The organism is Ursidibacter arcticus (assembly GCF_009761375.1).
GTDB lineage: Bacteria > Pseudomonadota > Gammaproteobacteria > Enterobacterales > Pasteurellaceae > Ursidibacter > Ursidibacter arcticus.
In genome coordinates, this window is sequence record NZ_LEKM01000115.1 from 22,715 (window position 1) to 36,646 (window position 13,932).

Consider the following 13,932-nt stretch of genomic DNA (forward strand, 5'->3'; position numbering starts at 1 on the left):
CAAATCTCCCCCTGCCCCTCTTTGCTAAAGAGGGGAGTTTTCTTTCTCCGTTAATAACTATTACGCTTCGTCCAACTCCATATCAATCGCTAATGCACGAATCTCTTTCGTAATTACGTTGAAAGATTCTGGCATTCCTGGTTCCATATAGTGTGTACCGTCCACGATATTTTTATACATCTTCGTACGACCGTTCACGTCATCGGATTTAACTGTGAGCATTTCTTGTAAGGTGTAAGCTGCACCATACGCTTCTAATGCCCAAACCTCCATCTCACCGAAACGCTGACCACCGAACTGTGCTTTACCACCAAGTGGTTGTTGGGTAACAAGACTATAAGAACCTGTTGAACGAGCGTGCATTTTGTCATCAACTAAGTGGTTCAATTTGAGCATATACATATAACCTACGGTTACTGGACGCTCGAATTTCTCACCTGTACGACCATCATAAAGTGTAATTTGACCTGATGTTGGTAAACCACCAAGCTCTAATAACCCTTTGATTTCGCTTTCGTGAGCACCGTCAAATACTGGTGTTGCAAGCGGTAAACCTTTGCGTAAGTTTTGAGCAAGTGTCATTACTTCTTCATCAGTAAACTTGCTTAAATCAACCACTTGTGAACCGTGACCTAAATCGTATGCTTTTTGCATATATTCACGCAATTTCGCCACAGATTGTTGCTGTTTAATCATTGCATTGATTTGATCACCGATACCACGAGCCGCTAAACCTAAGTGAGTTTCTAAGATCTGACCGATGTTCATACGAGATGGAACACCCAATGGGTTTAATACGATCTCAACTGGCTGACCATTTTCATCGTACGGCATATCTTCAACTGGGTTAATTTTCGAGATAACCCCTTTGTTACCGTGACGACCCGCCATTTTATCTCCTGGTTGGATTTGGCGTTTTACTGCAAGATATACTTTCACTACTTTTAATACGCCAGGTGCTAAATCGTCCCCTTGAATGATCTTATTACGTTTGATCTCAAGTTTACGTTCAAACTCTTTGCGTAATTCTTCGTGTTGCTCTGCTAACTGTTCGAGCTGATTTTGTTTTGCTTCGTCATCTAACGTTTGCTCTAACCATTTTTCACGAGCAACTTTATCTAATGTGGCTTCAGAAACACCACCTTCGATGAGTAAGTTACGCACACGAGTGAATAAACCAGCTTCTAAAATTTCTAACTCTTCGGTTAAATCTTTTTTCGCTTCACGCAATTGAATTTCTTCAATATCTTTGGCACGTTTATCTTTCTCTACGCCATCACGAGTGAATACTTGAACATCAATAACTGTACCTGATGTACCATTTGGTACACGCAATGATGAGTCTTTTACATCTGATGCTTTTTCACCAAAGATTGCACGCAGTAATTTTTCTTCTGGTGTTAATTGCGTTTCACCTTTAGGGGTTACTTTACCCACTAAAATGTCGCCACCTTTCACTTCTGCACCGATATAGACGATACCAGATTCATCTAGTTTGCTTAATGCTGACTCACCTACGTTCGGAATATCTGCGGTGATCTCTTCTGCACCCAGTTTGGTATCACGAGCGACACAAGAAAGTTCTTGAATGTGAATTGTTGTGAAACGATCTTCTTGAACTACACGTTCAGAAACTAACATTGAGTCTTCGAAGTTATAACCATTCCAAGGCATAAATGCCACTCGAATGTTTTGACCTAATGCAAGCTCACCTAAATCTGTTGATGGACCGTCTGCCAAAATTTCACCACGTTCAACTGGCTCACCTAATTTCACACAAGGGATTTGGTTGATACAGGTATTTTGGTTTGAGCGGGTATATTTAATTAAGTTATAAATATCAATACCTGCTTCACCCGCAACAGTTTCATCTTCATTAACTTTAACAACGATACGCGATGCATCAACGTATTGGATTGTACCACCACGTTTTGCAACAACTGCAACACCAGAGTCAAGTGCTACTGCTTTCTCAATACCAGTACCGACTAATGGTTTATCCGCACGCAATGTTGGAACTGCTTGACGTTGCATATTCGCACCCATTAACGCACGGTTCGCATCGTCGTGCTCAAGGAATGGAATTAACGCCGCCGCAACCGATACCACTTGCTGTGTCGAAACGTCCATATAATGAATCTCTTCTGGACGGTATAAACCAGACTCACCGTGCTCACCACGACAAGTTACATAGGTATCTGTAAAGCGGAAATCTTCGTCTAAGTTAGAGTTCGCCTGTGCGATAACATAGTTACCTTCTTCAATTGCAGAAAGGTATTCAATCTCTTCGGTTACTTGTCCATCAACCACTTTACGATATGGCGTTTCTAAGAAACCGTAGTCGTTGGTACGAGCATAAACAGAGAGTGAGTTGATCAAACCGATGTTTGGACCTTCAGGGGTTTCAATCGGGCACACACGACCATAGTGAGTTGCGTGTACGTCACGCACTTCAAAGCCTGCACGTTCACGAGTTAAACCACCTGGACCTAACGCAGAAATACGGCGTTTATGCGTAACTTCTGAAAGCGGGTTGTTTTGGTCCATAAATTGCGAAAGCTGTGAAGAACCAAAGAACTCTTTTACTGCTGCAGAAATTGGTTTAGCGTTAATTAAATCTTGTGGTGTTACGCCATCTAAATCGCCTAATGAAAGACGCTCACGCACCGCACGTTCTACACGCACTAAACCGATACGGAATTGGTTTTCGGCCATTTCACCGACTGAACGAATACGACGGTTACCTAAGTGGTCAATATCATCAACTTCACCACGACCATTACGAATATCAATCAGTTTTTTCATCACGCCGATGATGTCATCGTTGCTTAAAATACCAGTACCCACGCCTTCAGGAATATCTAAAGAGCGGTTGAACTTCATACGACCTACCGCTGAAAGATCATAGCGGTCAGTTGAGAAGAACATATTGTCAAATAAGCCTTCAGCTGCTTCTTTCGTTGGTGGCTCACCTGGACGCATCATACGATAGATTTCAACTAATGCACTTAAACGATCGTAAGTTGGATCTACTCGTAATGTTTCAGAAATATAAGCACCGTGATCAAGATCGTTAGTGAATAGCACTTCAATTTGGCTATAACCTGCTTGTGCTAATTTTGCTAACATTTCAAGGCTGATTTCGCTATTTGCTGGGCAAACCACTTCACCTGTTGAAAGGTCAATATAATCTTTTGATGTAACACGACCTACGATGTACTCAGTTGGTACTTCGATTTGAGTAATATTATCTTTTTCTAATGCTTTGATATGACGAGCAGTGATACGGCGACCGCTTTCTACATAAACTTTGCCATTAGCTTCAATATCAAACGCAGCTGTTTCACCACGCAGACGCTCTGGTACAAGAGTCATCAATAATTTGTTATCAACAATATCAAAGACGATTTTATCGAAGAATAAGTCTAAGATTTCTTCGGTTGTGTAACCTAATGCACGCAGAATGATTGTTGCTGGTAATTTACGGCGGCGGTCGATACGTGCATATAAATTGTCTTTCGGGTCAAATTCAAAATCTAACCAAGAACCACGATAAGGAATGATGCGTGCGTTATATAACACCTTACCTGATGCGTGTGTTTTACCTTTGTCAGAATCAAAGAAAACGCCCGGGCTACGGTGTAATTGTGAAACGATAACACGCTCAGTACCATTGATAACAAAGGTTCCGTTATCGGTCATTAGAGGGATTTCGCCCATATACACGCTTTGTTCTTTAATATCTTTTACCGTACCTGCCGCAGCTTCACGATCAAAGGTAACAAGACGAAGTTTTACGCGTAATGGTGCAGCGTAGGTTGTACCACGAATTTGGCATTCACGCACATCAAATACTGGCTCGCCAAGTTCATAAGAAACGTATTGTAATTCAGTCGCACCATTGTTACTTACAATAGGGAAGACTGAACGGAATGCCGCTTCTAAACCTTGCTGTCCTTCAGGATCTCTTTGGATAAATTTATCAAAAGAATCAAGCTGAATAGTTAATAGATAAGGTACGTTCAGAACTTGTGGACGTTTGCCAAAGCTCTTACGGATACGCTTTTTCTCGGAATATGAGTATGCCATTGTTAGATAGCCTCTGATTTTTATTTTGGTTATTGAGTTCACAAACCGCCTTAACAAAGGCAGGAAGTGGCATTAAAAAAGGATACGAGATGTCGTTTTCTAATCAGGGAACAGGGGTCAAAAATCACTACCGCTCTGGCGTTTGATTAGGCGGAAAGCGGTTGGATAATTGCAAATTTTTGCAAAAAACATACCGCTTGAAATCAGATCAAACAGAAAAAACGACACAAATCTGTTTGATTTTTTAAAGCACAAAATGGCTGATGGAAATTCCACCAGCCAAGAATCGTACAAAATTAAGGGGAAGAATTATAGTCAATAGATGATTTTTTGTCAATTAGAGACGCTTATTCTTTACTTATTACACTAAGGTAAATTGCGTTGCTTCCAACTGCTGTAAGCCAGCAACGGTTGCAAAGTGGATCGCATTATCTACTCCCGTATTTTCACCGTTATAACGTAATTCACCACTCGCTTGATCATAGAATAAATGGCTATTTAGATTACCTAAATCATCATTTAGTGATGCAAAAATCGTTTTAGATAATCCGATTTTATCTTCACCCGAAACAAAATCGGTAATAATATCGGCTTTACCATTTAAAGCACTGTCAAAGACAAAGGTATCTTTTCCTGCTCCGCCTGTTAGCGTATCAATACCTAAGCCACCGATTAAGGTATCGTCGCCTTCTAAACCGCTTAAAGTATTACCGACATCATTACCTCGAATAACATTCTTTAAAGCATTTCCTTTACCTTCTTTCGCACTTGTGCCAATTAAGGTGAGATTTTCTACATTTTCATCAAGAGTATAGTTTACTAAGCTATAAATATGATCAGTACCTTCACCCGCTTTTTCGGTAACAACATCTGCAACATCATCAACCACATAAATATCATCACCTTGTTCGCCGAACATCAGATCCGCACCTTCTCCACCGTTGATAAAGTCATTACCTAAACCACCTTTGATGGTATCATCTCCTGCTCCCCCAAAGATTTGGTTATTGGCGTTATTACCAGTTAAGGTATCGCCAAATGCAGAGCCAATTAAGTTCTCAATTTGAGTACCGTAACCAATAAATGATTGACCTTCTTGGTAGTTGCTGAATGTAACTTGTTGTTTCCCATTAAAAGACGATGAGCCAAAATTAGCATCGCTCGCTAAATCAAAGTATTCACTCTTAGAATAGGTTGTTGGGTCTATCCCTAGGAATTGCTTTTTCTTTTCTGTACCAACATAGTTCCACGAACCTGGGGTTAAATTGACTGTTACTCCTTCCTTTTCATTAGAGGCATCAAAGGTATCAACACCATTACCGTCCCAAATATAGACATCACCATCAGCTGAACGAGCGTTATATTTTTTAAAGGTATAAACATCATTGCCTGCACGATGCTCACGATTTACACCAAAGTGATAATGTAAATAAGCTAAATCGTATAGGCGTAAATCACGCATCTCTACAAACATTGGATTAGTATGATAAGACATATTAAAAAATTCACTGCTCATCTCAGGTTTATAAGTAGTACCCAAATGACCATCAACGTGATCCATATTAAGAGTATGTGTTATCTCGTGTAATGCTAGGTAAGAAAGATAATTTGGCCCACCATTTTTATAATGATACTTTTCAGCAATATTCCAAATCAAGTTACTTCCACTAAATGCAATAGCAGCTGCTACCTTTGCATAGCTTTGCAGCTCTCCAACCATTATTAATGTACCTTTACGCCCACTAACATCTTGATAACTATCTACTTCCTCAAATTTTAAATTAGTATAACGAGCTATAGTATTATATGCTTCACGCATAATCTGTTTTAACTCATCGTGTCCATCTAAACTTAAAGGATTAGCACTCAAATCTTTTCCTTCAAAGTTTGTTGCAAGTAAACTCGATAATTCACTTCCTTTCGCAAAATGGTATTTTATTGTCATTGGTGTCTCTTCACCACCTATACTACGACCATTGAGAAAACCATATTTCCAGTTATCTTTAAGTGACGTTGCCGCAATAGGGTAAAAGAAATTATAGTCTTTACTTGTGTGATCAGTTTTTCTATCATTGAGTAAAATTTCTTTATGTTGAGAAACAAACTTACTATCTGTTCCATTTTCAACAATATACCCTTCCGTATCTGTCACAATTTGGCTTCCTGTATTTTTTAAGGTTGCTGTCACGGTTTTCTCGGAATTCGCTCTTAATAGTTCGCTTGAAACATCATAGCTAAAGGTTTTGTCTTCTTTGACTTGCGTGGTAAAGGTTTGATCACCAATTTTAATCTCAATCTCTGCCCCTGCTTTTGCTAAGCTGCCTTTTACCACTCCACTAATTTCCGTCGTTGCTGGCTGTTCTTTAACTTGATAGCGATTATCTGCCGTTTTTACCAAAGCATCACTTTCAAGTGTAAAGTTCTTAGCTGTTGGGGTTATATTTGTAGTGCTATCAATACTCCAAGACTTAGTTGCTTCATTATAAGTTTTGCCATAAATACGAGCATATTTATAAACAATATCATCTTCAAAGTTAATTGAGATCGCTTTACCTGCTAAGGTTTTTAACTCTTCGTTAGGAATATCCACTTGGAAAGTTTTAGTTTTGCCATTAAAACCTACTTTATAGGTTTTATCGCCAATCACCATATTCACTGTGCGAATATTCTGAGCATTCTGCCCTTCGTTATACCAATCACGTACTTGGTTATTTGATGTCCAACTTTCAAATTCAGTAATAGAGCCAGAAATACGCGTCATTTGGTTGGGATTAAAAGTAAAATTATCGCCAATTTTGGTAATATTAATTTCAGAATAAAGCTCAAGTTCATAATTTAAACTTGCTTCATCGGCATCTGAGGTATTACCGACTTGATCTTCTGCGGTATAATTCGCTTTGATTTTGCGTTCGAGAGATTTCAATCTCGCATCAGCCAAACTGGTATCACTCACTGTAACAGTAAGCTCAAATTTACCATCAACCACAGGTGCTTCAACTTCTTTCCAACCACTTGCACAAGCACTACAAGGACATTTTAGAATAACAGGGCGATTCCCTTCACTATTCTCTACAATACCTTTAATCGTCACGGTTCCTTGAGCTTCTTCGGCATCAATCACATTATCATCAGCAATACTTGTAATTGTTACCACAGGTTTGCCAATCACCGTATCGACCTGATAGCTGTGTTCCTGTTGGCTTTCTGCTTGATTACCAACCTTATCTTCTGCTGAAATCTGTACCGTTAGTTTATTGTCGCCTTGTTGGTTCGCCAAAGATTGCCCTGCAAGGGTTAAACGCCAACTTTTATCCGCTTCATTCACTTCAGCAACTTTCGGTTCTCCGTTTACTAATACCTTAATCACCACGGTGCCATCTTTTAAATCTGCATCCGCTGTGTAGTGACCTGATAAGGTAATATCTTTGGCAGATTCCGCTTGGTTGATTGCGTTGTCATCGGTAATCTTATCAATGGTTACACTTAGGTTAAGTTCGGTATCAACTGTCACAGCCCTTGTCGTTTCTGCCGTTACGCTATTATTTGCACTGTCTTTTGTCAGCAAACTGGCTGTAATATTTTTGTGATTCACTAAAGCGACAGTACTAACAGGCACACTAAATGTCAGTTGCTCCGTTAATGGGGTTTCAACAATAAGTTCCCCCACTTGTAAACGAACAACATCACCTGCTTTAGCCACTGAATTTTCTACATTCGTTACACGACCAGTCACTGTGATTGTTTCAGTTTTGGATTCCACTGCATTGATTACATCATCTGTGGTAATCGCATCAATTTCAATCAATGGTTTTGCTAGATTTGGTGCATTATCTTTTTCAGGCTGAGGAATAGCATTAATTTCGTTACTACCTTCTCCTTGAATATCCACAGCAGTGGATGGAATATTATCCTTATTGGATTCTAATTTAGGCAAGGCTAGCTTCCCACTTTCTGTATTTTGATTTTTACCAGTACGATTACGATGAGCAACAGTAAAAGCAGAACCCAATACCGCAGTAGTAGCTAAACCATAAATGGCAGCTTGAGATAAACCAATTGCAGTAACTTCACTAGCTAATACTAGTGAACTTTCCTTACTTGCTGTCGCTAAACTTGAAGAAATATCTGATAGATACTGTGGGTTTTCAATCGGATAATGAGTGTAGTAATTTTCTAAAATCAGATTAGGTTCACTCGCCCCATCAATAGAAATAGCGAGATCGTGTTGGTTTAATTTAGTTGTATTAAATTCAACAAGCTCACCCTGCTCATTAAACAGTTGATATTTTGTGTTATCCGATGCCTGAATTTTAATTGTTTGATTAGCTGGAATTTGTACTACTTTCTCAGTAGTTTGAGTAATAACTTTTAAACGATAAATTGACATAATTTTCTATAATTAAAATAAGCTATGGTTAAATTATTAACCAACAGAAAGCGGTCAGATATGCTTGATAAATTGTAATTTTTAACTATTGCTCTTCTTGCATTTCTAGCCATATAAAAGCCCCATAAGGCAAATCACCTTATGGGGCATTGCTATATTATGATAAAGTTTAACTCCGTTCAATCATTGTTCATTTAATCTCTAAACAAAGTAAGTAATATCAGTTTTGTCAATTTTATTTTTCCTTTGTAAAATAGTAGGATATATAAAAAAAATTCAAATCCTTAACAATTTTTAAAGAAATAAAATAATTAATTTACAAAAAATTACGAATTAAACCTCAACGAAATTTCACCGATAGCAAAAGACTGCGTTTTATCGCCTTGTTGGAGTAATAATTCACCTTTTTCATTTACTCCTTGAGAAATGCCAATGATTTCTTGGGTTGGGGTGATTAGTTTGACATTCTTTTGGTAGAAACAATCAAACTGATGCCAACGAGCTAAATAATCACTAAAGGAATGTTGTGGATATTCGTTTAAGGTTTTTTGGAGTGAATAGGCGAGTTGTGTAGCAAGTTGATTGCGATCTAAATGGTAAGTGGAGAGATCAGCCCACGCTTGAGTTACAATACTCGGATCAATAGTATTCATCGCAAGATTTAGCCCAATACCAATGACTAAATGGACACCAGAGCGATCTATTTTACTTTCAATTAAAATACCGCCCATTTTTTTCCCTTGATAATAGATATCGTTAGGCCATTTAATCTGTATCTGCTCAATACCAATCTGCTGAAATGTTTCAGCAATCACCAAAGCAACAACAAGACTTAAAGATGAGAGATTGTCATTCTGTTGCGGATAATGCCATAACATTGAGAAGTACAAATTTTGCCCTAGGGGTGAGTACCACTGTCGCCCACGTCGCCCACGTCCTGCTGTTTGGCTTTCAGCAAGACAGATTGAGCCAGAAGGTAGAGTGTGGAGCTGTTTCAAGAGAAATTCATTCGTTGAGTCAATTTCATCAAATACGAGAGCTTGTCCACAAAGCAAACCTTGTTGAATTTCGGCTTGATTTAAGCGGATCATCGTGTAATTTCCTCACTATCCACTTCCCCTGTACGCCCAATAAAACGAACTTCTGGGTGAATTTCCACCCCAAATTTTTCACGCACTTTTTGACGTACTGTTTTTGCCAACAAGACAACATCTGCACCAGTGGCATTTTGTTTATTGATAAGCACTAAAGCCTGTTGAGTATGTACCGAAGCTCCGCCAATTTGAAAACCTTTTAATTGGCATTGGTCAATTAGCCAACCTGCAGGAATTTTTACCGAACCGTCCGCTTGTGGATAGTGTGGCATCTGTGGGTAAGCGGTCTGAAGTTGTGAAAATTTTGCAAATGATATAATTGGGTTTTTGAAGAAACTACCCGCATTACCAAATTCATCAGGGTTAGGCAATTTTGCTGAACGCACTGCACAAACTTCATCAAAAATTTGTTGTGGCGTAACCGAATTAGGCTCAAACGAAGTTAAAGAACCATAACTTAATACAGGTTGCCAATTTTTTGCCAGCTTTAAGCCTACTGACACAATCGCATAGTCATCTTTATACTGATGCTTAAACACACTTTCACGATAGCCAAATTCACATTGTTGAGCTGTTAGGGTAAAGGTTTTGCCCGTACGCAACTCAACCACTTCCACAAAATCACACACTTTTTCAAATTCCACACCATAAGCCCCGATATTTTGGATAGGTGCAGATCCAACACAACCAGGAATAAGAGCTAAATTTTCTAACCCGCCAATCTGTTTCGTTAATGTCCACTTAACTAGCTCGTGCCAATTTTCCCCACCTTGAATATGCAAATAGTGAAAATCCGCATCTTCTCGATGCTCAATACCTTTTAATTGATTGATCAACACTATCCCTGCAAAATCATCTAAAAATAAAACATTACTGCCTTGCCCGAGTAACAGTACAGGTTGGTTAGCTTGATAAGCCTTTTGCCATTCAGTAATCAGCTCTGATTTATTGATAACAGGAATAATAGCAGCCGCTTTAGCGGATAAATGAAAGGTATGAAAAGAGTTTAAGCTGTGGCTCATAAAAACATCTCGTTATGAAAATAAAACCGCTTTAGTTTACCATTTTCTCTCTCTACTTGTGTAAAAGTACAATTATTTTCACACTATTTTGCAACTTTATTGGTTAAATATGCCATAATTTGTTTTCACATTGATAGGAGGAATTGATGAATATAAGAGACTTAGAATATCTCATTGCATTAGCTGAGTTTAAACATTTCCGTAAAGCTGCTGATGCCTGTAATGTGAGCCAACCAACACTAAGCGGTCAGATTCGTAAACTAGAAGACGAATTAGGTGCGGTATTACTTGAGCGTACAAGCCGTAAGGTACTATTCACTCAAGCAGGATTAACACTGGTCGAGCAAGCAAAAGCAGTACTTCGTGAAGTCAAAATTCTTAGAGAAATGGCAAGTAATCAGGGTAAAGATATGTCTGGTCCAATTTTAATTGGTGTTATTCCAACTCTTGGGCCTTATATATCACCGATTATTTTACCTAATCTACAATCGCTATTTCCTGAATTGGAAATCTATATTTATGAATTACCAACTAATGAGTTACTAGAACAGCTTGAGTCAGGTCAGCTAGATTGTGGTATTTTATCTTTATCAAAAGAAACCGAACCCTTTATTGAAGTTCCAATTTTTAACGAAAAAATGTTGCTTGCTGTATCTAGCCAACATAGTTGGGCAAAAGAAAAAACACTGGATTTAGCTCGCTTACGAGATAAAGAAATGTTGATGCTAGATAACGGACATTGTTTAAGAACACAAACGATGGATTATTGCTTATCTATCGGTGCAAAAGAGAATCGCCATTTCAAAGCCAATAGCTTGGAAACTTTGCGTAATATGGTTGCAGCCAATATTGGTATTGCGTTGATGCCAGAATTAGCGACCCGTAATTTATCCATTCCGTCATTAACGTATATTCCTTTTGCAGATCCAGAACCTTTTAGAAGTATCGGCTTAGTTTACCGTCCTGGCTCGCCATTACGCCTACGTTATGAGCGTTTAGCCAAAGAAATTCAGCAAATCATAGCAGGTTGTGAATGAGTATTGGCGTTCGAGCAGTTCAGAAAGAAAAAACTCGCAGAGCTTTAGTTGATGCAGCATTTAATCAATTAACTGCTGAGAAAAGTTTCTCAAATTTAAGCTTACGAGAAGTTTCCCGAGAAGCAGGCATTGCCCCTACTTCATTTTACCGCCATTTTAAGGATATGGACGAATTAGGATTAGCGATGGTAGATGAATCGGGGCTAATCCTACGTCAGCTAATGCGAAGAGCAAGAAAACGTTTGGAAAATGGTGGCGGTGTAGTGGCAACATCTGTCGAAACATTCTTCGAATTTATAGAAGAACGCCCCAATATGTTCCGCCTATTATTGCGTGAGAGTTCTGGCACTTCACAAGCATTCCGAACCGCCGCCTCTCGTGAAATCCAGCATTTTGTTGCTGAATTAGCGGAATATATTCAAACACGCAATCCTAACATTCATCGTGATTTAGCTTATGTGGAATCGGAAGGGTTAGTGACACTCGTCTTCACAGCAGGTTCTCACGCCTTGGATATGAATACGGAAGAACGAGCTAAACTAAAAAGACGCTTAATTATGCAGTTAAAAATGCTTGCTTCTGGTGCTGTACTTTACGCTCAAAGAACAAAAGATGATAAATAAAGGACAAAAAATGCTAAAAAACACGATTGTAAGTCGTTTAATCAAAAATATTCTACTCTTTGGAAGCCTATTTATTATTCTCAGCATTGTAATGGACTGGTATCGTAAACCTAGCCCCCCCGCTCAGTTTGCCGAACAAGTGCTTTATGATATAGCACAACAGCCTAAAGTTATCGCACAGTTAAGCCATAACAAACCAATGTTGCTCTATTTTTGGGGGAGTTGGTGTCAATTCTGCGATTATACATCGCCTGCTATTCAACAATTTGCGGAACAGGGTTATGAAGTGTTAGGTGTGGCACTCAAATCAGGAACAGATAATGATGTTAAACAATATCTCACTCAAGAAAAGTACTATTTTGCAACCTTAAATGACCCAACAGGCGAATTCTCAAAGAGTTGGGATATTCAAGCAACACCAACAATTTTAATGATTAAAGATGGAAAAATTATTAACCATACCACAGGACTAACAAGCTATTGGGGCTTAAAAGTTCGTCTGTGGCTCGCCAATTTTGTGAGATAACTTTATGATAAGCGGTAAGTTACTTATATTTTGTATAATAAAAAAACATTGAATATAACTGTAACGCCTTTCATATAAAAATGAAAAATGCCAAAATCTTGTCCATCATTTCTATTTTATTGGGGATATTTATGAAAAAAGTCTATATTGTACACGGCTATACTGCCTCAGCAGATAAACATTGGTTTCCTTGGCTAGAACAAAAACTAGCAGAAATCAATATTAAAGCTATTCGTTTAAATATGCCTAACTCAGATAATCCTCATTGCGATCAATGGTTATCTTATCTTGAAAATAACGTTCAAATTGATGACAACACAATTGTTATTGGACATAGTTTAGGCTGTATTGCTTTACTTAATTTCTTAGCAAAAAATTATGAAACACCATTAGGTGCAATCTTTGTATCTGGTTTTTATCAACCAATTAATACACTACCAGAACTCACGCAATTTTCTAATCTGTATGCTATTTTACCGCCTTGTATGCCTTTTAAATCCTACGTTATCGCCTCATTCGATGATAGTATTGTGCCACATACTTATAGTGACGAGCTGGCAAAGCATTTAAAAGCGGATTATATACGTTTACCTACAGGCGGGCATTTTCTTGATCGAGAGGGTATAACCGAATTCCCTTTGGTTTTCGAGTTGATACAAAAATTATTGGAATATAGGAAAAAATAATTATTTTTTTATATTTTATAGGTGTAATAGATAAAAGGGCTGGTAATTATTATATGGCCTTTGCCGTAGCCTTTTTGAAACGTTGTAATAACTCTGTAGGATTTTTCTCTTTAGCTTGGAATAATAGATGAATATGGCTAGGCATAATACAATATCCATAAAGAATCATCCCCTTTTCTTTACGGCATAATGCCAAAGATTGAATGATGGCTTGAAAATAGATTTCTCGCACAAAAACATCTATCCAATAAACTGTTGCAAAACTGACAAAATAAGTACCATCAAGATTATTCATTTTATATTTTCTACTCATCTTATTCCCCTATTTCTGAAAATAAAAAAACTTTAGCAAAAAATATCAAATTAAATAGTTATCTCATTTTATTTCTCGATACAGATCGCAAAATAAAAATTTAAAAAAGTAAAAAAAGATAGCGCTCGTCTGTGACGAGTCAGACTGATGACAAA

9 protein-coding genes are annotated in these 13,932 nt (G+C 38.1%); 4 read left to right on the forward strand and 5 right to left on the reverse strand.

Going from position 1 to position 13,932, the window contains the following annotated elements:
* Positions 1-60: 60 nt before the first annotated feature.
* From rpoB to murB, 4 genes are all read right to left on the reverse strand, one after another.
* Positions 61-4,089, reverse strand: coding sequence for a DNA-directed RNA polymerase subunit beta (gene rpoB, locus A1D25_RS03830; protein ID WP_157394373.1), 4,029 nt, complete (start codon positions 4,087-4,089; stop codon positions 61-63).
* Between the two features lie 361 nt (positions 4,090-4,450).
* Complete coding sequence (locus A1D25_RS03835; protein ID WP_157394374.1) at positions 4,451-8,476, reverse strand: Ig-like domain-containing protein; 4,026 nt, start codon at positions 8,474-8,476, stop codon at positions 4,451-4,453.
* A 326-nt stretch (positions 8,477-8,802) separates the two neighbouring features.
* Positions 8,803-9,567, reverse strand: coding sequence for a biotin--[acetyl-CoA-carboxylase] ligase (locus A1D25_RS03840; protein WP_157394375.1), 765 nt, complete (start codon positions 9,565-9,567; stop codon positions 8,803-8,805).
* Positions 9,564-10,592 (reverse strand): UDP-N-acetylmuramate dehydrogenase, encoded by a 1,029-nt coding sequence (murB, locus tag A1D25_RS03845; RefSeq protein WP_157394376.1) that lies wholly within the window; start codon positions 10,590-10,592, stop codon positions 9,564-9,566. Before murB ends, A1D25_RS03840 begins: the two co-directional genes overlap by 4 nt.
* A gap of 146 nt (positions 10,593-10,738) precedes the next feature.
* Between murB and oxyR the strand changes: the two genes are divergently transcribed.
* The 4 genes from oxyR (at position 10,739) to A1D25_RS03865 (ending at position 13,464) form a co-directional block, all read left to right on the forward strand.
* Positions 10,739-11,629: a DNA-binding transcriptional regulator OxyR gene (gene oxyR / locus A1D25_RS03850; protein WP_157394377.1), complete on the forward strand. Its 891-nt coding sequence runs from the start codon at positions 10,739-10,741 to the stop codon at positions 11,627-11,629.
* Positions 11,626-12,252, forward strand: coding sequence for an HTH-type transcriptional repressor FabR (fabR, locus tag A1D25_RS03855; protein WP_157394378.1), 627 nt, complete (start codon positions 11,626-11,628; stop codon positions 12,250-12,252). Before oxyR ends, fabR begins: the two co-directional genes overlap by 4 nt.
* Before the next feature lie 10 nt (positions 12,253-12,262).
* The gene (locus A1D25_RS03860) at positions 12,263-12,778 is read left to right on the forward strand and encodes a protein disulfide oxidoreductase (RefSeq protein ID WP_157394379.1); all 516 of its coding nucleotides are present in this window, start codon (positions 12,263-12,265) and stop codon (positions 12,776-12,778) included.
* Between the two features lie 131 nt (positions 12,779-12,909).
* Positions 12,910-13,464 carry an RBBP9/YdeN family alpha/beta hydrolase gene (locus A1D25_RS03865; protein WP_157394380.1) on the forward strand — a complete coding sequence of 185 codons (555 nt, stop codon included), beginning with the start codon at positions 12,910-12,912 and terminating at the stop codon, positions 13,462-13,464.
* Between the two features lie 49 nt (positions 13,465-13,513).
* Here the strand turns inward: A1D25_RS03865 and A1D25_RS03870 are convergent, their stop codons facing one another.
* Positions 13,514-13,777, reverse strand: a complete 264-nt coding sequence (locus tag A1D25_RS03870) for a transposase (protein ID WP_157394381.1) — start codon at positions 13,775-13,777, stop codon at positions 13,514-13,516.
* Between the last annotated feature and the right edge of the window lie 155 nt (positions 13,778-13,932).